The 25,264-nt window shown below is 61.1% G+C and carries 23 protein-coding genes; 11 read left to right on the top strand and 12 right to left on the bottom strand.

The window, feature by feature from the left end; translation table 11 throughout:
• Positions 1–74 precede the first annotated feature (74 nt).
• Together ACSBQS_RS06535 and ACSBQS_RS06530 are read right to left on the bottom strand one after the other, a co-directional pair.
• Positions 75–1,493, bottom strand: a complete 1,419-nt coding sequence (locus tag ACSBQS_RS06535) for a serralysin family metalloprotease (RefSeq protein WP_033652108.1) — start codon at positions 1,491–1,493, stop codon at positions 75–77.
• Positions 1,494–1,821: 328 nt separating this feature from the next.
• Complete coding sequence (locus ACSBQS_RS06530; RefSeq protein WP_033642832.1) at positions 1,822–3,165, bottom strand: 2-hydroxycarboxylate transporter family protein; 1,344 nt, start codon at positions 3,163–3,165, stop codon at positions 1,822–1,824.
• A 432-nt stretch (positions 3,166–3,597) separates the two neighbouring features.
• Between ACSBQS_RS06530 and pckA the strand changes: the two genes are divergently transcribed.
• The gene (gene pckA, locus ACSBQS_RS06525; RefSeq protein ID WP_033642831.1) at positions 3,598–5,217 is read left to right on the top strand and encodes a phosphoenolpyruvate carboxykinase (ATP); all 1,620 of its coding nucleotides are present in this window, start codon (positions 3,598–3,600) and stop codon (positions 5,215–5,217) included.
• A 56-nt stretch (positions 5,218–5,273) separates the two neighbouring features.
• Here the strand turns inward: pckA and ACSBQS_RS06520 are convergent, their stop codons facing one another.
• Positions 5,274–5,918: a TetR/AcrR family transcriptional regulator gene (locus tag ACSBQS_RS06520; protein WP_060660803.1), complete on the bottom strand. Its 645-nt coding sequence runs from the start codon at positions 5,916–5,918 to the stop codon at positions 5,274–5,276.
• Positions 5,919–6,011: 93 nt separating this feature from the next.
• Between ACSBQS_RS06520 and ACSBQS_RS06515 the strand changes: the two genes are divergently transcribed.
• The 5 genes from ACSBQS_RS06515 to ACSBQS_RS06495 all read left to right on the top strand — a co-directional run bounded on the left by ACSBQS_RS06515 (position 6,012) and on the right by ACSBQS_RS06495 (position 11,443).
• Positions 6,012–6,710: a DAPG hydrolase family protein gene (locus tag ACSBQS_RS06515; protein ID WP_025302572.1), complete on the top strand. Its 699-nt coding sequence runs from the start codon at positions 6,012–6,014 to the stop codon at positions 6,708–6,710.
• A gap of 84 nt (positions 6,711–6,794) precedes the next feature.
• Complete coding sequence (locus tag ACSBQS_RS06510; RefSeq protein ID WP_033642828.1) at positions 6,795–7,181, top strand: GFA family protein; 387 nt, start codon at positions 6,795–6,797, stop codon at positions 7,179–7,181.
• A gap of 90 nt (positions 7,182–7,271) precedes the next feature.
• Positions 7,272–8,576, top strand: coding sequence for an MFS transporter (locus ACSBQS_RS06505; protein WP_033652105.1), 1,305 nt, complete (start codon positions 7,272–7,274; stop codon positions 8,574–8,576).
• 168 nt (positions 8,577–8,744) lie between these two features.
• Positions 8,745–10,004 carry an MFS transporter gene (locus tag ACSBQS_RS06500; protein WP_047576088.1) on the top strand — a complete coding sequence of 420 codons (1,260 nt, stop codon included), beginning with the start codon at positions 8,745–8,747 and terminating at the stop codon, positions 10,002–10,004.
• On the top strand, positions 10,001–11,443 hold the full coding sequence (locus ACSBQS_RS06495; RefSeq protein ID WP_434990013.1) for a glycoside hydrolase family 32 protein: 1,443 nt from the start codon (positions 10,001–10,003) through the stop codon (positions 11,441–11,443). Before ACSBQS_RS06500 ends, ACSBQS_RS06495 begins: the two co-directional genes overlap by 4 nt.
• Before the next feature lie 41 nt (positions 11,444–11,484).
• Here the strand turns inward: ACSBQS_RS06495 and ACSBQS_RS06490 are convergent, their stop codons facing one another.
• The 3 genes from ACSBQS_RS06490 to ACSBQS_RS06480 all read right to left on the bottom strand — a co-directional run bounded on the left by ACSBQS_RS06490 (position 11,485) and on the right by ACSBQS_RS06480 (position 14,489).
• Positions 11,485–12,486, bottom strand: a complete 1,002-nt coding sequence (locus ACSBQS_RS06490) for a LacI family DNA-binding transcriptional regulator (RefSeq protein WP_342164879.1) — start codon at positions 12,484–12,486, stop codon at positions 11,485–11,487.
• A gap of 69 nt (positions 12,487–12,555) precedes the next feature.
• A complete protein-coding gene (locus ACSBQS_RS06485) occupies positions 12,556–13,119 on the bottom strand; it encodes a HutD/Ves family protein (RefSeq protein WP_197749769.1) in 564 nt (187 codons plus the stop codon).
• Positions 13,119–14,489, bottom strand: coding sequence for a formimidoylglutamate deiminase (locus tag ACSBQS_RS06480; protein WP_046686930.1), 1,371 nt, complete (start codon positions 14,487–14,489; stop codon positions 13,119–13,121). The genes ACSBQS_RS06485 and ACSBQS_RS06480 overlap by 1 nt, the downstream gene beginning before the upstream one ends.
• 180 nt (positions 14,490–14,669) lie before the next feature.
• Here ACSBQS_RS06480 and hutC point away from each other — a divergent pair, with 180 nt between their 5' ends.
• The 4 genes from hutC to ACSBQS_RS06460 all read left to right on the top strand — a co-directional run bounded on the left by hutC (position 14,670) and on the right by ACSBQS_RS06460 (position 19,385).
• Positions 14,670–15,425 carry a histidine utilization repressor gene (hutC, locus tag ACSBQS_RS06475; RefSeq protein ID WP_033652097.1) on the top strand — a complete coding sequence of 252 codons (756 nt, stop codon included), beginning with the start codon at positions 14,670–14,672 and terminating at the stop codon, positions 15,423–15,425.
• 157 nt (positions 15,426–15,582) lie between these two features.
• A complete protein-coding gene (gene hutI, locus ACSBQS_RS06470) occupies positions 15,583–16,806 on the top strand; it encodes an imidazolonepropionase (protein ID WP_434990010.1) in 1,224 nt (407 codons plus the stop codon).
• Positions 16,803–17,606, top strand: a complete 804-nt coding sequence (gene hutG / locus ACSBQS_RS06465; protein ID WP_108680572.1) for an N-formylglutamate deformylase — start codon at positions 16,803–16,805, stop codon at positions 17,604–17,606. Before hutI ends, hutG begins: the two co-directional genes overlap by 4 nt.
• Positions 17,607–17,849: 243 nt before the next feature.
• Complete coding sequence (locus ACSBQS_RS06460; protein ID WP_434990008.1) at positions 17,850–19,385, top strand: serine hydrolase domain-containing protein; 1,536 nt, start codon at positions 17,850–17,852, stop codon at positions 19,383–19,385.
• Between the two features lie 3 nt (positions 19,386–19,388).
• Here ACSBQS_RS06460 and ACSBQS_RS06455 read toward each other — a convergent pair whose 3' ends face one another.
• Both ACSBQS_RS06455 and ACSBQS_RS06450 read right to left on the bottom strand, forming a co-directional pair.
• A complete protein-coding gene (locus ACSBQS_RS06455; RefSeq protein WP_033652093.1) occupies positions 19,389–19,919 on the bottom strand; it encodes a chorismate mutase in 531 nt (176 codons plus the stop codon).
• Between the two features lie 115 nt (positions 19,920–20,034).
• Positions 20,035–20,520: an anti-virulence regulator CigR family protein gene (locus ACSBQS_RS06450; RefSeq protein ID WP_434990005.1), complete on the bottom strand. Its 486-nt coding sequence runs from the start codon at positions 20,518–20,520 to the stop codon at positions 20,035–20,037.
• Between the two features lie 442 nt (positions 20,521–20,962).
• On the opposite strand from ACSBQS_RS06450, the gene ACSBQS_RS06445 reads away from it, so the two are divergent.
• The gene (locus ACSBQS_RS06445; RefSeq protein ID WP_033642811.1) at positions 20,963–21,142 is read left to right on the top strand and encodes a hypothetical protein; all 180 of its coding nucleotides are present in this window, start codon (positions 20,963–20,965) and stop codon (positions 21,140–21,142) included.
• A gap of 54 nt (positions 21,143–21,196) precedes the next feature.
• Here the strand turns inward: ACSBQS_RS06445 and ACSBQS_RS06440 are convergent, their stop codons facing one another.
• The 4 genes from ACSBQS_RS06440 to ACSBQS_RS06425 form a co-directional block, all read right to left on the bottom strand.
• Positions 21,197–22,078 (bottom strand): nucleoside-specific channel-forming protein Tsx, encoded by an 882-nt coding sequence (locus ACSBQS_RS06440; RefSeq protein ID WP_046686925.1) that lies wholly within the window; start codon positions 22,076–22,078, stop codon positions 21,197–21,199.
• Between the two features lie 362 nt (positions 22,079–22,440).
• The gene (locus tag ACSBQS_RS06435) at positions 22,441–22,713 is read right to left on the bottom strand and encodes a hypothetical protein (RefSeq protein WP_004941292.1); all 273 of its coding nucleotides are present in this window, start codon (positions 22,711–22,713) and stop codon (positions 22,441–22,443) included.
• 73 nt (positions 22,714–22,786) lie between these two features.
• A complete protein-coding gene (gene yddG, locus ACSBQS_RS06430; RefSeq protein ID WP_197666341.1) occupies positions 22,787–23,680 on the bottom strand; it encodes an aromatic amino acid DMT transporter YddG in 894 nt (297 codons plus the stop codon).
• 91 nt (positions 23,681–23,771) lie between these two features.
• Complete coding sequence (locus tag ACSBQS_RS06425) at positions 23,772–25,142, bottom strand: APC family permease (protein ID WP_047026239.1); 1,371 nt, start codon at positions 25,140–25,142, stop codon at positions 23,772–23,774.
• Between the last annotated feature and the right edge of the window lie 122 nt (positions 25,143–25,264).

Genomic DNA, 25,264 nt, shown 5'->3' with positions numbered 1-25,264 from the left:
TGTCACGCTAATATGACGTAATTAATAGGAATTGTCGGGTTTTTGCCCAAAACGCCCTATTTTTGTTGCCTGCATTACGCCAACACGAAATCGCCGGCATCCAGCGGCTGCCCCACCACTTTCACCAGGAAATCGTTGCCGTCAAAGGCGCCGCCCAGGTTGATCGCCACATCGCTGACGTGATTTTGCGCATCGTAGCTCAGCTTCGCCTCGCCCGCCTTGCCGCTGAACTGATCGACGAAGCGGATGCCATCGGCGCTGCCGGTGTTGAACAGCGTCAAATCGATCTTGTCCTCGCCGCGCACGAAGTCGCGGATCCAATCCGGCGCCGCCGCCGTCGACTCATCCGCCGCGAAGTAGACGAAGGTGTCCTTGCCGGCGCCGCCCCACAGCTGATCCGCCCCTTTGCCGCCGTACAACACATCATCGCCCGCGCCGCCCTTGAGCACGTTATCGGCGGCGTTCCCGACCAGCACATCGTTACCCGACCCGCCGATGGCGTTTTCAATCGTTACGCCCGCCGCGATCGACACGTTGCCTTTCAGGCCGCCGACGTCCGAGAACGCCTTTTCATTCAGGTTGATGCGCTGATTTTGGCCAAAGCCGGAGAAGTCGAAGGTGTCGTTGCCGCCGGCATCCCAGGCGGTGAAGATTATCTTGTCCTGCGCGCCGGTGGCGGTGAGGAAGTCGCGATCGGTGTTGGAATTGAAACCGTAAACCGTGTCGCCGGTGCGGGTGTTCATGTTGGCGCCGTAGAAATGCTGGATCGCCGTGATGTCATTGAGCAACGGCCCGGAAGAGTACGCGCCTTTAAAGTCCTGCCCGGTGTTGCTTTCGCTGAAATAGCTCATCAGGCTGTGGGCGCGGCTGTCTTCGAAGTAGGTCGCGTCTTTAGCGTAGGTGATACTGACGCCCGGCGCGGCGTTATAGTCGCCCGGGTGCTGCAACCCCAGCGCATGACCGATCTCATGGGTGAAGGTCTGGCGGCCGTACTCGTTTTCATGGATCTGGTTGTTGACGAAGGTGTGGTTCTTGGCGTTATACCAGGTTTGACCGGCGACCGAAGGCGATGAATCCGGGTTATATGCAAAGGCATAGGAGCCGCGCGAGCTGTAATCGAACAGACCGAATTTGATATTGGCGGCGGCGGTGTTGCTGGTCTCGGTGAAGGTAATGTTGGCCACGTCGGACCATGACTGCAGCGACAGTTTGGCCTGCTCGCGCTGTTCCGCGTTAAAGCTGCTGAAGCCGCTGATGCTCATGCTCGACATATTGCCCGGCGCCTTTTCCCAGAAGCTGTAGGTCAGGGAGACCGGCTTTTCGGTCACGCCCTTGTCGTGCCAACTGCGATCGCCGCGCACCAGTTCCAGACCGGCATTCTCGAACGTTTTCGACGGATGAAGCACGGTAATGGTGTCGTCTTCATCGGGTTTATAAGCGCCCAGCAGGGCTAATACGCCTTCGGCCTTAACGGAAGCATTGCTTGATGACATAACCTTATCTCCATATTCGTCAATTCAATCGGGGGGATGCCCCAACTGGCGGATTGCCTGAACGGCAGCGGCCCGGTGTTGAATCAATACGGGGATATCGGTAATGCGCTGGCGCCTTCCATCGGCACTCTGAATGAGAACGATAATCCCTTAAGAGAAGAGAATAGACACATTTTACCGAGAACAGATTTTTCTTATCAAAAGTGTGACAGGGATTTTCCGCCATGCGAATGATTTTCAAGGTAATAATCAGCATTATCACGATGTCGAAAAAAGTATAAAAAAACCGGGGCAATCCAACCCCGGCTATCCATAACACACTCTGGACTCAGACTAACCAACCGAGCAACAGCGTCGCACCAATGACCGTGGAAGCGCCGCCGATGCGCGTAGCGATTTGGGCGAACGGCATCAGCCCCATGCGGTTGGACGCCGACAGGATCGCCACGTCGCCGGTGCCGCCCAGGCCGCTGTGACAGCAGGTGACGATCGCCGCTTCCACCGGGAACATCTTCAGGTAAGGCGCAATCAGGAAACTGACCAACCCCATCGACAGCACCACCGAGCCGCAGACCACCACATAGCCGACCGAGAACACCGCAACCACGCTTTCCAGCGGCACGTACAGCATGCCCAGACCGATCATCAGCGGCCACACCAACGCGGTGGAGACGAACTTATAGAAACTGTGCGCGCCGGTCTCCATCGAGGCCGGGATCACCCGGCAGTATTTGCACAGCACCGCGAACAGGATCATCAGCACCGGGCCAGGGATATGCACGATATGCTCGAACAGGCCGCCGACGATAAAGAAGGCGCAGATCACCAGCAGCCCGCCGCCCATCAGTTGGAAATCGACGTTGCCGCTTTGTTCCTTGATGGCGAACATCGCGTTCTCCTGCGCCGAACGGATCAGCATGCCGTCGCCGCTCAGCGCCTTGCGCTGCATGCCGATGCGCGCCAGCACCCCGGCGGTCACGATGGCGAAGATATTACCCAGCACCGCCGCCGGCGCCAGCTGCGCGACGTAGACGTCCGGTGTCGATCCCAGGATCGCCGAATAGGCCAGCGACAGCGGTAAAATGCCCTCGCCGATGCCGCCGCCGATGATCGGCACGATGATAAAGAAGAAGGTGTGATAGAAGGTGAAGCCGAACAGTTTCCCCACCAGCAGCCCGGTGATCACCGCCGTGACCGTGCCCACCACCAGCGGCACGAACATGCGAATCATCCCCTGGATCAGGATCACCCGGTTCATGCCGAGAATGCTGCCGACCACCAGACTGGCGATGACGAAATAAAGCAGGTTGGCGTCTTTCATCAGCAGATGGACGGTGCCCATGACGTTGGGCTGGAACACGTTGAAGTAGACCAGCACCGACGGCACCATCAAACACAGAATGGCCGGCCCGCCGATATCGCGCAGCACGGGAATGCTTTTACCCAACTGCGCCAACGCAAAGCCCAGCGTCATTATCACCGCCAGGCCGCCGATCATATTCTTCGGCAGGAAGTTAGCGTAGGCGGAAATCGCCACGATGGCGCAAATCGTGATAAACAACGCGATCGGCACCGCACCGATATCTATTTGACGAAGTTGATTAATTAATCCTGATGATTCGGACGATGCCGTATTTTTATCACAGGCTATTTCTGCATTTATCTGTTTCATTATTCACCCTGCTGACAAGCGTACAGTACGGTTAGATTCACCTGGCGCAACAATCCCGCCATAGCCAAGTGAAAACAACTAATTACAAAAATCCTATTGCGGATTTCGCTTTTTCTAATAAGAAATAAAACAGTAGACAGCACTGACAATATGATAAAAAATAAAAATGCAAAACTAAATTACGCTGAGGGAATTCAATATTGTGACCCTCCGCCAAGGTTGGTTTTAATTAATTATCGTCAGCATTTTGTAATTAAAGTAATCAGGCTTAAATTCGCTGCTATGCTATAGGAGGGCGAAAAAGCCCCCTGCTTTATTAATAAAGAACCGGAAACGCCATTAGCTGAATCCGGTCAGCTTGATCCGAACCTTAATCCTGCGCGCGGCACCGCACGGGAAAAAGGCATAATATGACTCATAAGGAAGTAGAATATGTCTTCACGCGCTGTTACCCCACAAACCCTCGCTCGCTACGGCATCCATCAGGCCGCCGACATCGTCTATAACCCCAGCTATGAATTGCTGTTCGCCGAAGAGACCCGCGCCGACCTGCCGCCGCTGGAACGCGGCACCCTCACCCAACTGGGGGCGGTCAACGTCGCGACCGGCGAATTTACCGGCCGTTCGCCGAAAGACAAATACATCGTGCGCGACGACACCACGCGCGACACCGTCTGGTGGTCCGACAACGGTACCGGCAAGAACGACAACCAGCCGCTGTCGCCGGAAGTCTGGCAGCATCTGAAGACGCTGGTGGGCAACCAGCTCTCCGGCAAGCGTCTGTTCGTGGTGGATGCCTTCTGCGGCGCCAACGCCGATACGCGCCTGAAGGTGCGCTTCATCACCGAGGTGGCCTGGCAGGCGCACTTCGTGAAAAACATGTTTATCCGCCCAAGCGACGCCGAGCTGGCGGACTTTGAGCCGGACTTCGTGGTGTTGAACGGCGCCAAATGCACCAACCCGGACTGGCAACAGCAAGGGCTGCACTCGGAAAACTTCGTCGCTTTCAACCTGACCGAGCGCATGCAGCTGATCGGCGGCACCTGGTACGGCGGCGAGATGAAGAAAGGCCTGTTCTCGATCATGAACTATCTGCTGCCGCTGAAGGGCATCGCCTCGATGCACTGCTCGGCCAACGTCGGCGAGCAAGGCGACGTCGCGGTGTTCTTTGGCCTGTCCGGCACCGGCAAAACTACCCTCTCCACCGATCCGAAACGCCAGCTGATCGGCGATGACGAGCACGGCTGGGACGACGACGGCGTGTTCAACTTCGAAGGCGGCTGCTACGCCAAAACCATCAAGCTGTCGCCGCAGGCGGAGCCGGAAATCTATCAGGCGATCCGCCGCGATGCGCTGCTCGAAAACGTCACCGTGCGGGCCGACGGCAGCATCGACTTCGACGACGCCAGCAAAACCGAGAACACCCGCGTCTCTTACCCGATTTATCACATCGAGAACATCGTCAAACCGGTGTCCAAAGCCGGCCACGCGCGCAAGATCATCTTCTTGACCGCCGACGCCTTCGGCGTGCTGCCGCCGGTGTCGCGCCTGACGCCGGAGCAGACCCAATACCACTTCCTGTCCGGCTTCACCGCCAAGCTGGCCGGCACCGAGCGCGGCATCACCGCCCCGACGCCGACCTTCTCCGCCTGCTTCGGCGCCGCGTTCCTGACGCTGCACCCGACGCAATACGCTGAAGTGCTGGTGAAACGCATGGAGGCCGCCGGCGCCCAGGCTTACCTGGTCAACACCGGCTGGAACGGCAGCGGCAAGCGTATCTCGATCAAAGATACGCGCGGCATCATCGACGCCATCTTGAATGGCGACATTGAGCAGGCCGACACCTTCACGCTGCCGATCTTCGGGCTGGCAGTGCCGACCGCGCTGCCGGGCGTCGATCCGTCGATCCTCGATCCGCGCAAAACCTACGCCGACGAATCGCTGTGGCAGGAGAAAGCGCAGGATCTGGCGCAGCGCTTTATCGATAACTTCGCCAAATATACCGTCACCCAGGCGGGCGAAAAGCTGGTGAACGCCGGGCCGAAGCTGTAACGCAGACGTTTTGCATCCTGCTGTTTAAGGGCCGAACTTTCGGCCCTTTCTTGTTTTCATCCTTCCGCCAGCAAACCCGGCATCACCAGCGCCACCGCCGCCGCGATGCGCTCGTCGATCGCGCTGCCGGGCGGCAACAGCCCCAGCGTCATCTGCCGCAGCGGTTCGGCGATGGTCATCGCCAACAGCAGATCGCTGGTTTGCGCCCAGTCACGCTCACGCAGCCACCCGCACTGCTGCTGGCGCCGCAGCCAGTCCGCCACCGTCGCCCGTCCGCGCAGAATGCCGTTTCGCTGATAGCTGTCCAGCAGCGCCTCGCGCCCCGGAAACTCGCTTTGCAGCAGCCGAAACATCCCCACCGCTTCGGCGCTCAATACCTGCTGCGCCACCGCCTTCAGCCCTTTTTCCAACAGCGGCGCCACCGCCTCCCACCGCCCGGCATCCTGGGCGAAAGCCGGCTGAAACGCATCGGTCCAGCCGCTCACCGCCTGCGCCACCAGTTCGTCGCGATTGGCCGCAAAGCGATACAGGGTTTTTTTAGCCACCCCGGCGCGTTTCGCCACCGCATCCACCGTTGCCGCGGCATAGCCGCCGTCGAGCAACAGCGCCAGCGTCGCCTGCGCCAGCGCGGCGCGCAGCGCCGTTTCCGGCGTGGCCGGCCGGCCGCGAGCACGCAGCGGTTCTTCATTCGGGTTCGCCATATTTATTCCTCACAAGCATTGACAGACTCAGCATAGCGGCATAGTTTTATTTTGGAAACACAATTAGTTTCCAAAATAAAACAGGAACCCATTATGACACATCCTTCCCTGCTGGCGCCGTGGGGCGTTAACGATATCAACGAGTTGCTCAAACCTGAACCGCTGCGGCTGGAGATGGGGCTGAGTCGCAGCGCCGACGGTTTGCTGACCGTCGCGGTCCGTACCGATCTGCACGGCTGCAAGGGGCGCATGCTGGACTGGTGGTTCACCTTCTTTGAGAACACGCAGCACATCAACTGGTGGCACCCGCACGATCACGTCGAACATCGCGGCTGGGACCGCCATTGGAAAAAAGGGGAAAGCTACGTCGGCGCCAGCATCGAAGCGGTCGAATGGCTGGCGGAGCTGCCGCCGGTCGCGGCGCGCCTCAAATTCCACGCCGCCGAGGACTTCTTCGCGCCGCAACCGCTGCGCCAGGCGCGTGACGCGCAGGCGCTCTCCGCCGCCGTGTGCGCGCGCATCGGCTTCGGCGACCAGGTGGCGTTGGATGACAACGGCGATCCCTGCGACGGCGAGATGCTGCATCTGGCGCGCGATACGCCCTACGGGTGCGTGCTGCGCAGCCGTTTCCTGCTGGGTAAAGCCTGCGCCAACGCCCACGACGAACTCTCGGACGACATCGGGTTTAACCTGATGCGCCACTGCTACAACGAGTTCAGCTATCTGGCGCAGTTCCTGCCGTCGCTGTACTACGCCGAAAACGGCCGCGAGCCGGCGCCGCTGCTCTGGTAATGCATCAGCGGGGACCTGTTAATTTTTCGCGATATCGCTATAGTGATTTTCATCGTTTTCCCCTGCGCTCATGACGGAGACATCATGGAAAATCCCTGCTATAGCGGCGGCTGCCTGTGCGGGCATATTCGCTTTCAGGCACGCGGCCTGCCTGGCAATCCGCACAGCTGTTCCTGCGATTTTTGCCGCCGCCACTCCGGCGCGCCGACGCTCTGCTGGGTCGAATTTCCGCGTCAGGCCATCGAGTGGAACGGCCCGGGCGGCATGCCCACACTCTACCGTTCTTCACCCTATTCCAGCCGCGCCTTTTGCCCGCGCTGCGGCAGCACGCTGGGGGCGATCGACGACGAGCCGACGGTGGCGCTGGCCACCGGCAGCTTCGATCGGGCCAATCTGCCGGAGCTGCGCCCGACCTCACATGCGTTCGCCGATGTTTGCCCCGAATGGTGGCGTATCGACGGCATGCGCTGAGCGCCTCACAGTTCCCGCTGAAATCAATTGATTGTTTTGTCGTATAAATTTAGAACTGACGAACAATAAATCAAAAGTATGGGAACGGGGATGAATCAACAGACTCTCGACGCGCGCCGGTCGCGTCAGGCGTTGCTGGCCGGCTCGGTCGGCAACTTTATCGAATGGTATGAGTTCGGGGTATACGGTTTTCTGGCCACCGTCATCGCCGCCAATTTTTTCACGCTGCAGGGTGAAAATGAAATCACCAGCCTGATCCTCACCTACGCCGCCTTCGCGCTGGCATTTTTCTGCCGGCCGATCGGCGCGGTGATCTTCGGCCGTATCGGCGATCGCATCGGCCGTCGTCCGACGCTGATTGCGGTCCTGCTGCTGATGACGCTGGCGACGGCGTTGATCGGCGTCATGCCGACCTATGCCTCGATCGGCGTCGCCGCCCCGCTGCTGCTGACGCTGCTGCGTATGTTCCAGGGGCTGTTCGCCGGCGGCGAATTCGGCGGCGCCGTGTCGCTGATGACCGAGTTCGCCCCAAAGGGCAAGCGCGGGCTGTTCGGCGCCTGGCAATCGCTGACCGTCGCGCTCGGCCTGTTGGCCGGCGCCGGGCTGGTGGCGCTGCTGGCCGCGCTGCTGAGCGTGCAGCAGTTGCATGACTGGGGCTGGCGCATTCCCTTCCTGCTGGCGCTGCCGATGGGCGCCGTGGCGCTGTGGCTGCGGCTCAAGCTTGAGGAAACGCCGACGTTTACCCAGGCGCAGCAACATGCGGAACACGCTATCACCCCACCGGAAGTGAAGCTGGGCGGCGTGGTGAAAACCATTCTGGTCGGCATCGGCCGCATGATGGGTTGGTCGGCCGCCGGCTATACCTTCCTGGTGGTGATGCCTTCCTATTTGCAAACCTCGCTGCACGCCACCTTCCAGCAAGCGCTGGTGGCGACGGTGCTGGCCAACGTCGGTTTCGCCCTGACCATCCTGCCGGCGGGCATCATCAGCGACAGGCTGGGACGAAAAACGGTGATGCTGACGGCGGTGGCGGCGGTGATCCTGTTCACCTTCCCGCTGCTGCACCTGTTGCAGGATGCGCAGAGCTCACTGTGGATCAAAGGGCTGGCAGTCATGATCGCCGGCGCCGTGGTCGGCCTGCTGGCCGGTCCCGGCCCGGCGATGCTGGCGGAGATGTTCCCGACCCGGGTGCGCTATACCGGCCTGGGGCTGGCTTACTCGCTGTCCAATGCGGTGTTTTCCGGCTCGGCCGGGCTGATTATCACCGGCCTCATCAAACAGACCGGCAATATCGACATTCCCGCCTACTATGTGGTCGCCACGTCGGTGGTCAGCCTGTTTGCGCTGATGACGCTGCGCCGCGACGATCATCTGCGCTCGCTGAACGAACGTTAATCCTCCGGGGGCGCATCGCCCCCATTCCAACTCGTGATAATGATCACAACGCAATAATGTTAACGTTAACTTTTGTGATTAACATCGCATGAGTGATAACTGACAGCTTCATCCATCCGCGAGTTAACGTTAACAATAGAGCTAACTTCACTCACCGGGGCCCTACCCATGAACCGCGAAACTAAAAAATATTACGTGCTGCTCAGCGGCCTGCTGTTCTTCTTTTTCTTCACCTGGTCTTCCAGCTTTTCGCTGATCTCGCTATGGCTGAATCAAAAGATCGGGCTGAAAGGCGCCGAGACCGGCCTGATCTTCTCCGCCATCTCGCTGGTAGCGCTGTGCGCACAGCCGTTGTACGGCTTTATTCAGGACAAACTTGGGCTGCGCAAACACCTGCTGCAGTTTCTCGGCGTGATGCTGCTGCTGACCGGCCCGTTCTTTATCTACGTTTATGCCCCGCTGCTGGCGAGCAGCCTGCCGCTCGGCGCTTTGGTCGGCGGGGTGTTCATCGGCGCGACCTTCTTCGCCGGCATCGGCGCGCTGGAGTCTTATACCGAGCGCGTCAGCCGCATCAGCGGTTTCGAGTTCGGCCGCGCCCGCATGTGGGGCTCGCTCGGCTGGGCCAGCGCCACCTTTGTGGCCGGTTTTATCTTCAATATCAACCCGAATATCAATTTCTGGCTGGCCTCCGCCGCCGCCGTGGTGTTCCTGTTGCTGCTCAGTCAGGTACGCGAGCTGAAGCCGAACGCCATGGCCGGCCTGGCGTTCGGCAAACCGGAGAACCTGCGGCTGCAGGACGCGCTGGCGCTGCTGCGCATGCCGGGCTTCTGGGCGCTGGTAGTGTTTGTGCTGGGGATCAGCGTATACAACGTTTTCGATCAGCAATTTTCTGTCTACTTCGCTTCACAGTTCGCTTCTCGCGCACAGGGCAACGAGATGTACGGTTTTCTCAACTCGCTGCAGGTCTTCCTCGAAGCCGGCGGCATGTTCCTGGCCCCGCTGCTGGTGAACCGTATCGGCGCCAAGCAGGGGCTGTTGCTGGCGGGCAGCGTGATGGCGCTGCGCATGTTCGGTTCCGGGTTGGTCACCGGCGCCCTGATGATCTCCGCCATGAAACTGCTGCACGCCGTAGAGTTGCCAATCCTGCTGATCGCTATCTTCAAATACATCGCCAGCCGCTTCGACAGCCGACTCTCCTCCACGCTGTACCTGGTAGGCTTCCAGTTCATCACCCAGGTGATGGCCAGCTTCCTGTCGCCGCTGGCGGGCTACGGTTATGACCGCATCGGCTTTGCCGACACCTATCTGCTGATGGGCTGCGCGGTCGCCGCCACCACGCTTGTCTCCTGTTTCTTGCTGCGCGGCGAACGCTCCGCCACGGCAACGCCCTTTCCATCCGCCATTAAATCAAGTGAGTCTGTCCAATGAACACTGCTTTAGCTCAAGCCGACCATGCGGTCGAAGCCCTGCGCGCAGAGCGCCGAGACGATTATTATCCGCAGTTCCATCTCGCACCGGCCGCCGGCTGGATCAACGATCCCAACGGCCTGATCTGTATTGACGGCGTCTATCATGCGTTCTTCCAACATCATCCCCATAGCGAGCACTGGGGGCCCATGCACTGGGGGCATGCGACCAGCCGCGATCTGATACGCTGGCAGCGCCAGCCCATCGCCCTGACGCCCGATGCGCCCTATGACAAAGACGGTTGTTTTTCTGGCTGCGCCGTGGATGACAACGGCGTGCTGACGCTGCTTTACACCGGCCACGTGTGGTTGGGCGAACCCGGTGACGACAGCCAGGTGCGGGAAGTGCAATGTCTGGCCACCAGCGAAGACGGCATACGCTTCGTCAAGCACGGACCGGTACTGGCCCCGCCGGACGGCATTCAGCATTTTCGCGATCCGAAAGTCTGGCGCGAAAACGGCGAATGGTGGCTGGTGGTCGGCGCCAAAGAAAACGGCCTGGGCCAGGTGCGCCTGTACCGCTCTGCCGACCTGCGCGCCTGGCGCTTCGATCGGGTGCTGGCCGGCGCGCAAACGGCGCATCAGGGCTATATGTGGGAATGCCCGGATTTCTTTCAGCTGGGGGAGCAACACCTGCTGCTGTTTTCGCCGCAGGGGCTGGCGGCGCAGGGCTACCGCTACCGCAATCGCTTCCAGAGCGGCTATCTGCTCGGCCATTGGCGGCCGGACGGCGACTTTACGGTAACGCAGCCCTTCTGCGAGCTGGATGCCGGCCACGATTTCTATGCGCCGCAGACCTTCACCGCCGCCGACGGCCGTCGGCTGCTGTTTGCCTGGATGGATATGTGGGAATCACCGATGCCCAGCAAAGCGCACCGCTGGGCCGGCGCCCTCACCCTGCCACGCGAGCTGACGCTGGCCGCCGACGGCAGCGTCCGCATGAATCCGGCTCGTGAACTGGCGGCGTTGCGCCGAGGATCGCAGACGTTGTCGGCGCAGACGCTGACCAATCAGCATCTGCCGCTGACGAACGATATGCAGGAGCTCATCCTGACGTTGAGACCGGCCGACAGCGACGCCGAGCGGTACGGTCTGGCCATTGGGAGTGCGGCGCGGCTGTTCGTCGACAATCAGTCACACCGATTGGTGCTGGAGCGTTTTAATGAACACCCGGCGCTGTGCACCTGCCGCAGTGTGCCGCTGCCGGAGGGTGACATTCTGTCGCTGCGGATCTTTATCGATCGCTCCTCACTGGAGATCTTCGTTAATCAGGGGCAGGCCTGCCTGACCAGCCGCATCTATCCGACGGCGGGCGATCGCCGCCTCAGCCTGTTCGCCGAAGGCGGCCAGGCGCTGTTCGAGCCCATCACGGGATGGCAGTTGGCAAGCATCTGGGGGTAATGGGAATGAGCACCGGGCGCGCAGCGATGCCCCCGGTGCGCTTACAGCGAACCACGTTCCAGCAGCGGGCAAGGCACTTTCACCGTATCACGCTGTTCCCGCCGCTCAATCACATGCAGCGCCGCAAGACGACCCAGTTCATAATGCGGCAGCTGCACCGTCGTCAATGCCGGCAGGAACAGCTCGCCGGTGCCGACCATATTGTCGTAGCCCAGCACCGCCACCTGCTGCGGTATCCGCCATCCTTGCGCCAGCAATACCTGATACGCCAGAAACGCTATCCGATCGTTCCCACACACCACGACATCGCAATCGCGCCGGCCGGCGGAAAAATGCCGCTCCAGCAACGCTACGCAGTCGCGATAGCTTTGATCGCCGGCACTCAGATCGAGATGATACTGCCGCAGCTGTTCAACATCGCGCCCCGCTTCGCGCCAGGCGCGTTCCAGACCGCGGCGGCGCAGCCCCGCCGCCGGCGTATCCGCCGGTAAATGAATGCACAAAGGCGCGCGATAGCCTTTGGCGATCAGCGTGCGCGTCGCGTCATACTGCCCTTGCTCATCATCAGGAATGTAGCTGGCGATCGAATGCGCCGGGCTGACGCAGTTGGCCAACACCAGCTTTTTGTCCAGCAGTTTGGCCGGCAGCGTCACCTCACGCAGCCCCATCGTGGTGAAGATCACCCCATCCGGCCGATGCGCCAGCAGCAGATCGACGGTCTGTTCGGCGTTGTCGTCGGCGAACAGGTTGACGACGAAGCTGTTCCAGCCGCGCTCGCGCGCGGTTTTCTCAATCGACAGGATCATTTCCACCGAGAACGGCGTCGTGGCGGTGTCCAGCGCCAGCACGCCGAGCGTCTGCACGCGATTTCCGTCACCGCGAATACGCCGCGCCGACAGATCCGGCACATAGTCCAACCGATCGATAGCCTGTTTGACGCGGCGGTAGGTTTCCGGCCGCAGCTTGCCGGGATCATTGATGGCGCGGGACACCGTCATCAATGAGACTCCGGCAAGTTTTGCGACGTCTTTCAGCGAAGCCATGCGCCCTTCTTTATGATTAATGGGAAAAAGTGAATAATCCCATAACCGGGCGCAGGACTCTACTCTGCGTTAACGGGATGTGATGTCCGCCCACAGGATAGCGCTGCCGGCCCTTAACGGCGCCACGTCGCCCCCCGCCGCCGATGCCGTCCACCAGACGCCCTCGCGCGCGCTCAGTTCGCCGCCCCCCGGCAGCGACCAGAGCCCGCTCAGCACATACAGCACCCCCGCCCGCCCCGGCGGCAAGGTTAGCGGCTCGGCGCTGCGTTGCACCTGCGCCGCTAGCCGGCCGCGGCGCGTCATGATGTTGAAATCCTGACTGGCGCCGCCCAGCAGCGTCGCTTCCAGCGCCACGTCGCCGGAAAAGGCGAACGGCTCCCCGATACGCGCCAACTGATGGTCGATATGCCCGGCGCTGAACAGCCGCACGCCGTCGCCTTCCAGCAGCGTAATCGAACGATCGATGCCCGCAAAGGCGGAAAACGGCCCGTCCTGTGCGATGGTGGCGATGCTGGCGCGCCAGTCGAAATCCGGCTCGCCCGGCGGCCAACTGACGATTTCACGGGTTTCCCCGCCGCCGTTGCGCCACGGGCTGACCGGCAACCCAGCGAAATTAAAACGGGTCAGGCTCATCACGCCTCCTGCTGAAAGGTTTTCAGCACCTGCAGGAACTCGGCGCTGCTCTGCTGCTGCAGCGCGTGCCGCCCCTGCTCGATCACCTGTCGGCCGCCGACGAACACGTCGCGAATTTGCTCTTTGCCGCCGGCGAACAGCCAGCGGTTGAGGATCGAGGCATCCGGCGCCGCCGCCAAATACGGATCGTCGCCGTCCAGCACCAGCCAGTCGGCGCGATAGCCGCTCTGCAAGCGGCCGATCGGCGCGCCACACGCCTGCGCGCCGCCTTGCAGCGCCTGGTGATACAGCACATCGCCCACCGCCGATTGCTGCGGTGTCGTCAGGCGATTGCGGCGCTGATCGCGCAGCCGCTGGCCGTATTCAAACCAACGCAGCTCTTCCACCACGTTGAGCGAAACGTGGCTGTCGGAGCCGATGCCCCAACGCCCCTGCTGCTGCAGATAGGCGTCGCCGGGGAAAATGCCGTCGCCGAGGTTGGCTTCGGTGGTCGGGCACAGGCCGGCCACCGCGCGACTGCGCGCCAGCGCTTCCAGCTCATCGCGATCCAGATGGGTGGCGTGCACCAGGCACCAGCGCTGATCCACCGGCAGATGGTCATACAGCCAGGCCACCGGTCGCTGCCCGCTCCACGCCAGGCAGTCGTTCACCTCTTTTTGCTGCTCGGCGATATGAATATGCACCGGCAAGGTGCGATCCGACGCGGCCAAAATCTGTTGCATCTGGCCAAGTTCCACCGCGCGCAGCGAATGGAAACACAGACCGTGATTCTGCAACGGGCGATCCGCCAGTTGGCGAGCAATCACCTGCTGCTGTTGCAGATAGCTTTCGGCATCCTGGATAAACCGTTTCTGCCCCGGCTGGGCCGGCTGGGCGCCGAAACCGGCGTAGCTGTACAGTACCGGCAGCATCGTCATGCCGATGCCGGCCTGATGCGCGGCCGCGCTGAGGCGGCCGGTCATTTCACCGCGATCGGCGTAAGGCTTGCCGTCGGCGTCGTGATGCAGGTAGTGGAATTCGGCCACCTGGGTATATCCGCCCTTGAGCATTTCGATATACAGTTGACGGGCGACCACCTCCACCTGCTCCGGCGTCAGGCGCTGCACCAGCCGATACATCAGATCGCGCCAGGTCCAGAAGCTGTCCTGCGGGTTGCCCGCCACTTCCGCCAACCCGGCCATCGCGCGCTGAAAGGCGTGGGAGTGCAGGTTCGGCATGCCCGGCACCGCATCGCCGTGCAGCCGGGTGCAGCCTTGCGGTTCAGCGTTGGCGGTAACTTGAGTCAGATAACCTTGCGCATCGACGTCCAGCCGGACGTTATGCGCCCAGCCCTCAGGGAGCAAAGCGCGTGGGGCAAAATAAGCAGGCATGGCAGTATTCCACGGTTAATGTAACGGCGAATAAGGCGCGGCGATGGCGCGTCTTCAGGAATTTTTGGCGGTCGCCGGCAAGTTTCTGGCGCGACGGCCACTAGTTGTATATACATATACATACGCCGACATCAACAGTAAACTGGTGTTATTATTTTTTTATTTGACGAGGTTAACGTCGTGGCTGAACAACAGACCGTGTTACAACTGGCGGCTGCAATGAGCGATGCCCCCGCCCCGATCTACCAACGGGTCAAACAGGCGATCGTGAATCAAATCCGTGCGGGGCACTGGCAACCGCACCAGCGCGTGCCCTCCGAAAGTGAACTGGTGGCGGAACTGGGCGTCAGCCGCATGACCATCAACCGCGCGCTGCGCGAGCTGACCAGCGAAGGTTTTCTGATCCGCATGCAAGGCGTCGGCACCTTCGTCGCCGAAGCCAAGGCGCACACCGCGCTGCTGGAAGTGCACAACATCGCCGATGAGATCGCCGCGCGCGGTCATCGCCACAGCAGCAAAATCCTCGAGCTGAAGGCCCGCCCGGCCAGCGAGGAAGAGGCGGCGGCGCTCGGCATTCAGCCCGGCCAACGGCTGTTCTATTCGCAGATCGTGCATTACGAAAACGACGTGCCGGTGCAGGTGGAAGACCGCTGCGTCAATCCGCTGGTGGCGCCGGATTACCTGAAGCAGGATTTCGACCGCGTCACGCCCTACACCTATCTGACGCAGGCCGCGCCGCTGACCGCCGGCGAGCACATCGTCGAAGCGGTGATCCCCACCCGGCGCGAACGCGAGCTGCTGCAGCTGGAGGACCACGAACCCGGCCTGCTGATCCACCGCCGCACCTGGTCCGGCAAAACCGTGGTGACCTCGGCCCGGCTGCTGTACCCCGGCAGCCGTTACCAGCTGTTCGGCCGCTTCACCAGCGAAGTCTGATCCCCGGCGGGCGCGCCCTGCGCCCGCATCTCCGCGGTCGATCACATCCTGATAACAAAATCTCTCCCGCCCCTTGTGACATCCCGGTGAATGCGTTAGGTTGTTTTTAATTGTATATACAACCATGTGGGAGCTGCGGCTCCGGCGGAGGAAAGCAATGACGTCTGAGATTCACTGTGACAGCCTGTGGCACGGCGCCGATATCGTCACCATGCGCGACGGCAACTATCACACCCTGACCGACGGCGCCATCGCCGTACGCGACGGCAAGATCGTCTGGATTGGCGAACATGCGGCGTTGCCGCCCGGCCTGATCGCGGACGAAACGGTGAAATTCGACGGCGGCATCATCACCCCCGGCTTTGTTGATTGCCACACGCACCTGGTGTTCGGCGGCAACCGCAGCGGCGAGTTCGAACAGCGGCTGAACGGCGTAAGCTATGCCGACATCGCCGCGCAGGGCGGCGGCATCATCTCCACCGTGAAAGCCACCCGCGAAGCCGACGAAGCGCTGCTGCTGGAACAGGCGCTGTTCCGCCTGCGTCCGCTGCTGGCGGAAGGCGTCACCTGCGTGGAAATCAAATCCGGCTACGGTCTCAGCCCGGAAAGCGAGCTGAAAATGCTGCGGGTGGCGCGCAAACTGGGCGAGCTGCTGCCGGTCGAGGTGAAAACCACCTGTCTGGCGGCCCATGCGCTGCCGCCGGAATACGCCAACCGCGCCGACGACTACATCAATCTGGTCTGCGATACCATCATCCCGCAGGCCGCCGCCGCCGGCCTGGCGGATGCGGTTGACGCCTTCTGCGAACATCTGGCGTTCTCACCGGCGCAGGTGGAGCGAGTCTTCGCCGCCGCCGAAGCCGCCGGTTTGCCGGTCAAACTGCACGCCGAACAGCTCTCCACCCTCGGCGGCAGCACGCTGGCGGCGCGCCATCACGCGCTCTCCGCCGACCATCTCGAATACGCCACCGAGCAAGATGCCCGCGCCATGGGCGACGCCGGCACCGTGGCGGTGCTGCTGCCGGGCGCCTACTACCTGCTGCGTGAAACCCAATGCCCGCCGGTAGAGCTGTTCCGCAAACACAACGTGGCGATGGCGCTCGCCAGCGACGCCAATCCCGGCACGTCGCCGGCGCTGTCGCTGCGCCTGATGATCAACATGGCCTGCACGCTGTTCCGCCTGACGCCGGAAGAAGCGCTGGCGGGTGTCACGACCCACGCCGCCAAAGCGTTGGGGCTGCAACACAGCCACGGCACGCTGGAAACCGGCAAGGTGGCGGACTTCGTTCACTGGCCGCTGTCGCGGCCGGCGGAACTGGCTTATTGGTTGGGCGGCCAGCTGCCCTGTACGGTGATTTTCCGAGGAGAAGTACGTCAATGACCATTCGCGATCCTTTTAGCTTCCAGACCGGCAGCCTGCCGCTGCTGATCAGCATCCCGCACGCCGGCACGCAACTGACGCCGGCGGTCGAGGCCGGGCTGACCGACGACGCCCGCCCGCTGCCCGATACCGACTGGCACATTCCGCAGCTGTACGACTTCGCCCGGGCGATGGGCGCCAGCGTGCTGGTCGGCAACTATTCGCGCTTCGTCATCGATCTGAACCGCCCGGCGGATGACAAACCGCTGTACACCACCGCCACCACCGGTCTGTATCCCGACGTGCTGTTCGACGGCCGCCCTAGCTTCCTGCCGGGCAAAGCGCCGACGGACACAGAACGCGCCGGCTATCTGCAGCAGATTTGGCAACCTTATCATCAGCAGCTGCAGAACGAGCTGGCGCGCCTCAAAGCGCGGCACGGCTATGCGTTGCTGTTCGACGCGCACTCCATCGCCTCGGTGATCCCGCGGCTGTTCGACGGCAAACTGCCGGATCTCAACCTCGGCACCAACGGCGGCGAAAGCTGCGCCCAGGCGCTGAGCGATCGGCTGGTCGCCTGCTGCGAGCAGCAACAGCAGTACACCCACGTGCTGAACGGCCGCTTCAAGGGCGGTTACATCACCCGCGCCTACGGTCAACCGCAGCAGCAACAGCATGCGATCCAGCTCGAGCTGGCGCAGGTCAACTACATGTCCGAACAGTATCCTTTCGCGTTCGAACCGCAGCGCGCCGCCTCGCTGCAGCGCCTGCTCAAGCAGATGGTTGAAAGCCTGTTGGACGGTGCCGCCAGGCTGAACTGATCCCCCTTTACAGGCGCCGCCGGGCGCCTGTTTTTCTCCTGCCTTTAACCGCAACGCCAGCGGCAATCTGCGCGCTATATCAAAGTTTCGCGTGATTCCCCGCTAACTGGTCCAAACAGCGCACAAAACAGCGGCCGACGAAAAACGCACTGCGCCACAATCAGCCCAAAAGCCCGTGTTCATCGTCAGCACCGGGCGGCCTGTGGCCAACTGGCCCGTTTCGAATATCTCTCTGGAGGCCCTATGTCTGTAACACCGTTAAACTGGCGCGCTGCCGGCGCCGTCGCCGAACAACTGCTGGCCGGCTGGCAACGGCGTGGCGAACCCGGCGGTGCCATCACCCTGTTTGACGCCGAACAACTCCGCGCCACCGCCTGCGCCGGCCTGGCCGATCTGGCGCAGAACACCCCCTTCACCGCCGACAGCGTGGTGCGCTACGCCTCAGTGACCAAGCATATCTTCGCCGCGCTGGCGCTGAACGCCACCGATCGCGCCGTTCGGCTGGAGCAACGCCTGGGTGAACTGCTCCCCGCCCTGCAGCCCGCGTTGGCGGACGTTACCGTCGGCCAGGCGCTGGACATGACCGGCGGCCTGCCTGACGTGCGCGAAACACTCGGCTTGCTGGGCATATCGCTGCACGCCGTCAGCGAGGCGCAGCCGGTGATGCAGTTTGTCGAGGGGCTGGAAAGGTTGAACTATGAGGCCGGCAGCGAGATCGCCTACAGCAATACCGGTTATCGGCTGCTGGAGGCCGCGCTGCGCAGCAAAGGGTATGACTTCGACCCGTTGGTGCAACGGCATATCGCCCAGCCGCTGCAGGTGCAGATGCGGGCGCCGGAAAGCTGGTTCGACGTGGTGCCGGGGTTGGTGCCGGGTTACTGGCGGGCGCCGCAGGGCTGGCAACACGCCAGCGCCGGCCTGCACCTTTCCGCCTCCGGCTGCCTGACCGGCAGCGTCAACGCCCTCACCCGCTGGCTGCAAACGCTGTTGGCGGACCAAGGCCCCGGCCAGGGCGTGCTGGCGCAGCTCAGCGCGCCGCGCCGCCTCAATCAGGGCCAACTCAGCGCCTATGGCCTGGGGCTGGCGCGCACGCCGCTGGGTCGCCGCAGCCTGCTGGGCCACGGCGGCTCCCATGCCGGTTACAAAACCTATTTCCTGCTGGCGCCCGACCGTCAGGCCGGCGTCGCGCTGGTGGCCAACCGCGAAGATTGCGACAGTTTCGGCATGGCCTTGCAGGTGATGGCGACGCTGCTGGGCGAGCCGCTGCCGCAGCGCAGCGCGGCGATCCCCGACGGCCTCTACGCCACGCTGGCGGAGCCGCACTGGCTGGAAGTCAAAAACGGTAACCTGGCCTATCTGGGCAGCGATGAACCGCTGTATCAAGGGGAGGACGGGTACGCGGTGTCGTTATCCGCCCATATGCCCATCAGGCTGAAGTGGACCGGCGAAGCGGTAGAGGGCGAAGTCGGGCATGTGGCGCGCCGTTTCCTGCCGGTCACGGCCAACGGCGACTGCCTGAAGCATGTGCAGGGGCTGTGGTACCACCCGCACTATCGCACCGCCTTTGAAATTCGCGGCAATCGGGTGCATATCGGCGTCGGCCCGGCGGCGCAGACCGGCACGCTCAGCCCGCTGGGCCAGGGACGCATGCTGGTGGAGTGCCAGGACGGCCCGTGGTTGAAACGCTTTTGCCTCTATTTCCGCGGTTACAACGTGGATCTCATCGCCAACCGCAGCCGGATGCTGACCTTCCGCCGCAGCACCGTCGGCCGCGACTGACGATCAGCGCGCGCTGTCGGCTTTGACCGCCAGCAGCGCATCCGCCAGCCGCCGCTTGTCGGCGGCGCTGAGATTCACCTGTTCCACGGACGCCATAAACGCCGCCCGATCCGCCGCGTCAAGCGGGCCGGCGCGCAGCCGCGCCGCCAAACGCTGCAGTATCCGGCTGCTCAATTGCCCGATCTGCACCCGCACCTGCGCCAGCGGACGCGGCTGCCAATCGCTTTCCGGGCTCGCCAACCAGTCGGCGCGATAGCGGTACTGAATCGCCTTGGCGGCGTCCATCTGCGCGGTGATAAAAGGCCGTACCGACGCCGGCTCCAGCCCCAAACGCCCCGCTTCCGCCTGCGCGTTGGCCAACACCTTCGCCTCCTGCGCCAGATCTTCGATCGGCAAATGCTGCTGCGCCTTGTAACCGGCCACGTCTTTCATCAACGACAGCCGTTGGTTCACCAGCTCGCCGATAGCGGCGCCGCCGTCCGCCAACGCCGGAAAACTGGTCAGGCAACACGCTATCAATAACGCCCTGAACATGGCGCCTCCCTTATGATGCAGTGAAAAGGTCAGGCGCCAAGTTCACCACGTCAACCCCGCGCCGGCAAATAAAAAAGGCCCCGCCGCAGCGAGGCCCGATGAGACCCAACCGGCGTTAGTCGAACACGCCGTTGATGACGGAAGCCACAATCGCGGTGCTGAGCGCGACCAGCACCAGATCGTCGCCGGCGATGCGCCATTCATAACCCGGATACTGCGGCAGTTCACGCAGCATCGAAGACGGCACCATTTTTTTGGCGATGCCCGGCGGCAGCGGTTTGCCGCGCGCCAGATTCTTGGCGATGCCCGGCGGCAACGAGCGGTAGCCGGTCAGCCCGTAGGTGTGCGCCAGCGAACGGGCGCGGTCGCGCGAGAGGCTGACGGAAACCAGATTATCGTCGTTTCTATAGTCTCTATAGTCGCCTTTATCTTTGTTGCCGTTGTTGCCGTGGTTACCGTTGTTGCCGTGATTGCCGCTGTTGCCATGCCCGTTGCCGTTGCCGTTACCATTGCCGCCTTTGTCGGCCATGGCCGGGGCGGATGACAACCCCAGCGATGCAATCAGTGCCAACACCGTGAGAGTCGTACGACGTTTGTTCATGTTGTGTATTCCTGCGTGGGGGACTCTGTTTACTATAGTTGGCCTTTTCCGGGCAAAGTATAAGGAAAACTCCGAGATGACAGTGCGGTTTTACGGCATTCGCGCCACTCTCTTGTTTTAACGCAAAACGCCTCGAGAATTCCGAAATCTACCCCCGATTTTTCTTGAAGAAAAATAAGCCTTCCGCTAGCGTGGTACGGTAACAAAAAAGAGTTAGCATGCTCTTTTTCGTCGCACCTCAAATCTTATTCTTATCATCCAGAATGATAATATCGAACACTTCCCGCCTTTCCGTGCGGGATTCTTTTTCCCACCGGCGTCGCCCCTATTTGGTGCTTTATGTTGAGATTTCGTTGCCGATAATTTACATTCGCTGTCTGAGAAACCTTAACCTCCCGCGGTGGCCAGGCTGGCAACGGGTGGGCGTTCAGGAGCAAAAGACGTGCAAATGACCCTCATGGAATACATCACTCGGCACTTTAACGGCGATCTTCATCGTTACGCGCAGTCGGAAGGCGTCAGCCGTGAACAAATCATTAGTTGGATAAATAATGAATGTCACGTGATCAAAGGCAGGCTGTTTATGCCGGTGAGGCATCTCCCGGTAGAACAAGCCCAGTGATGACGAAAAAAAACCCCGCCAGGCGGGGTTTTCTGTTTCTGATAACACGGAAAATCAGAAGTTATAGCCGACCACGAGGTAGTAACCCCAACCGGTAGACTTGATCGGGCCCTGCGGCGTGCCGATCTCCGCGCCATCCTGCCACTGACCGCCGTTATGGAAATAACGCGCCACGAAAGAATAGTGCCAGTGATCGTAGTTCAGCGCCAAAATATGGCTGGAGGCGATAGAGTTGCTGGTGCGCACCTGTTTGCCGGTGCCGTCAACCCAATGGCTGTCCTTGCCCAGATCGGAACCGAAATCGAAGTTGGTGAAGCCGATGTAGCTCAGATTGCCGCCCCACACCTGGGTCAGCGGCACAAAGTATTTCACCTTGAAGCGGTAACCGTCCCAGCTGTTCTCGTTGGCGGCCTGGTAGTTTTCCCACTGGTATTTGGCATAGATGTTCATCGACAGGCTCATCGGCAGGCCGGTGTCGATATCGGTACCCAGGCCCATGTACCAGGTGTTCTGACGGCCGTCGGCGTTATGGCCCAGGTCATAGATGTAGTTGTTGGCGAAGTACCACTCTTTGAACGGACCGAAGCTCAGATCGGTACCGGTCAGCTTGTCGATGGAGAAGCGCGGTTCAATCTCCATAAACAGCGGGGAGCCTTTGTCCCAGATGCCGCGGTCCGGGGTATTGCCCACGCCGAAGAACTTCGGCACGTCAACGTAGCCGTAGAAATCGAACCAGTCTTTCTTGGCGAAGGCTTCGTATTCGAGATACACGTCGTTATTCAGTTGCGGCCCGAAACGGGTGTGGTAGCTGCCCACCACGTTAACGCTCTGGTGCCACCAGTCGGAGACATATTGACTGTCTTTGCTATCAGCCATTGATGATGCACTGTAAGACGCTGCGAGCAGTACACCTGCTGCGAGAGCTATTTTTTTCATTTTATTACCACATGCTTAAAGGGCCATTTCCTGCCCGTTTAGAAAAGATGACAATGAGTCTGCCGACACCTGGCGTTGTCTTCACACAGAAACTCGGATGACGCGCGCATTATAGAAACCACTGACTGTAAGAATCTGTGATCCAGTTACGCATTTCGCGAATAGGTAATCGATTGCGTTCACATTTGTCAAATTATGTTTCATGCAAATTCACATTCGCTGTGATTTTTGTCATGTGTCGCGTTTTTTAGCGCAGTTTTTAAGCCAAATGACATCAGGGCGTCATCACGAGGTGGAAAAGAAAAAGCCGACGCGCGAGCGTCGGCCTTCATCAGCATCAGGAGAAAGTGCGGAACGTGAAATCAGTTTACCGCCGGCACCGCTTTGGCGATGTTTTCCTGGCGGAACGCCACCTCTTCACCGTTTTTGACCTCCCAGCTGGCGACCGGAATATCGGTTTTGGGCGCCGCCGCGACGACCGAACCGTAAATCAGCTTGTCGTCGCGGCGCAAAATATAAACATCGAGCTGATATTCATGCCGCAAATTCGCCGTGGTCAGGCGCACGGTATCGCCGCGCTCATAATGATGCACGTCGATTTCAGGCTGCTGAATAAATTGAATGTCACTTCTCATTGTCGTCGTTCCTTCAGGCAACATGGCTAGTTAAATTCTAGTTCAACATTGCGACGACAGCGGATAATTTCCGTTAATTTCCGCGAGTTGCCCGCCAACAGATCAGCGAGCCGAGTGTGACCATCGCTACGCCCTGCCAGAAACTGGCGGTCAGCGAGGTGTGCAGCACCAGCGCGGCGAACACCGCCGAGAGCACCGGGGTAAAATAGGAGACGGTCGCCAGCAGCGTCATGTTGCCGTGCAGAATGCCGACGTTCCAGGCGGCATACCCCGCCCCCATCGCCACCCCGGCGCACAGCAGCGTCACGGTCACGCCGACGCTGAACTGCATGCCGCTTTCCGCGCTGAAGGCGTACTTCAGCCACAGCGCCAGTGCGGTCAGCACGATAAACAGCACCACGCCGTTGTTGCCCTGGGCGATCTTCTTGGTCAGGTTGCAATACAGCGCCCAAATCACCGCGCCGCTGAAGGCCAGCGCGTAGCTGAGCGGATTGCTGCGCACGTTGGCCAGCATCTGCGCCGGTGACCAGCCGCCCTCGCCGCTCATGATCCAGCCGATGCCGAACAGCGACAGCAGCAGCCCCGGCAGCAGCCACCATTTCGCCTTTTGGCCGTTGATCGCCAGCGCCATCAGCACGGTGAAACAGGGCCACAGGTAGTTGATCATGCCCACTTCTATCGCCTGCAGGCGGGTATTGGCGTAGCCGAGCGACAGCGACAGGCAGATCTCGTAACTGACGAACAGCAGGCTGCCGACGATGAGATAAGGCCGCGGAAAGCTGCGCCATTTCGGCACGCCAAGCGCCACCAGCAAGAACGCCGCGCTGACGCTGTAGATCATCGCCGCGCCGCCGATCGGCCCCAGCCCTTCGCTGACGCTGCGAATCAGGCCGACCACGCTGCTCCACAGCACAATGGCCAATAAACCGAACAACGTGGCGCGGGTACGCGAGGGCAAAGCGGGCATAAGGCAGGTCCAATAGGTTATTTTTTATCAGGTTTTTCACTCTACTGCCGCACGCGCCAAAAAGAAAGGCGGGAAACTCCCGCCTGTGAATTTATTGCTGCGGTTGCCGCTCCAACTGCGGCGGCGGCTGGCGAAAGCGTCGGGTCAGCCAGGCCAAATAGCCGAAGCCCAGCGTCGCCCAGATAAGCCCCATGGTCAGCGAGCTTTTCTCCAGGTTCAGCCACAGCACCCCTACCGTCAGCGCCCCCACCAACGGCAGGAACAGGAAGTTGAAGCGATCCTTCCAGCTTTTGTTGCGCCCTTCGCGAATAAAGAAGTGGCTGATCACCGACAGGTTAACGAAGGTAAAGGCCACCAGCGCGCCGAAGTTGATCAGCGCCGTGGCGGTCACCAGATCGAATGACAGCGCCGACAACGCCACCAGCCCGACCATCAGTACGTTCAGCGCCGGCGTACGCCATTTGGGGTGGATATAGCCGAAGAATTTCTCCGGGAACACGTTGTCACGCCCCATCACGTACAGCAGGCGCGACACGCTGGCGTGCGACGCCAGGCCGGAGGCCAGCGTGTTGATAAAGGTCACGCACAGGAAGATCGATTGGAACAGCTTGCCGCCGACGTACAGCGCAATCTCCGGCAGTGCGGCGTCGGGCTGATGAAAGCGTTGAATGGACGGGAAAAACAGCTGAATGAAGAACGACACGCTGATAAAGATCACCCCGCCGTACAGCGCGGTCAGGAAGATGGCGCGCGGGATCACCTTGGCGGCGTCGGGCGTCTCTTCACACAGCGTGGTGACTGCGTCAAAGCCGAGGAACGAGAAGCACAGGATAGTCGCGCCGGTAATGATCGGCAGCAGGTGCGCATTCTCGCTGAGGAACGGCCGCAGGCTCCACACCGTACCCATCCCCTCGCCGTTGTGCAGGCCGCGTACCACCAGGTAGATAAATACCAGAATGATCGCCACCTGCGCCAGCACGAACAGGGTATTGAAGTTGGCCACCAGATTGACGCTTTTCAGGTTGATGGCGGTAATCAGAATCACGAAGCCCACCACCCACACCCAGGGCGGCACCTCCGGGAACAGCGCGGTCAGGTAGATCTTGGCCAGCAGCGTGTTGATCATCGGCAAGAACAGATAGTCCAGCAGCGACGACCACCCCACCAGGAAACCGACGTGCGGATTGATCGCCTTCTGCGCATAGGTATAGGCAGAGCCGGCGGTGGGAAACTGGCGCACCAGTTTGCCGTAGCTGATGGCGGTGAACAGCACGCCGGCCAGCGCCAGCAGGTAGGAGGTCGGCACATGGCCGTCGGTGAGGCCGGAGACGATGCCGAAGGTGTCAAACACCGTCATCGGCGTCAGATAGGCCAGGCCCATCATCACCACTTGCCACAGCTTGAGGGATTTGCGCAGCTGCGGTTTGCCCGCCTGGCCGCCGTCGATGTCTTTAGTCGTCATGGCATTTCCCCTTTTGGTCCTCTGCTGTCAACCGTGCAACGTCATTCAGAGAGGCCGCAGGGAAACTGCTGCTCAGGCGGCGGTAAAAACGGGTTGGGATCGCTGTCGGGCGGCCGGCGACC

It is taken from the genome of Serratia sp. H402Y (genome assembly GCF_051172415.1).
GTDB classification, from domain to species: domain Bacteria; phylum Pseudomonadota; class Gammaproteobacteria; order Enterobacterales; family Enterobacteriaceae; genus Serratia; species Serratia ureilytica.
Note: the sequence above shows the minus strand (reverse complement) of the source record. Positions and strands in the feature narration are given on the sequence as shown.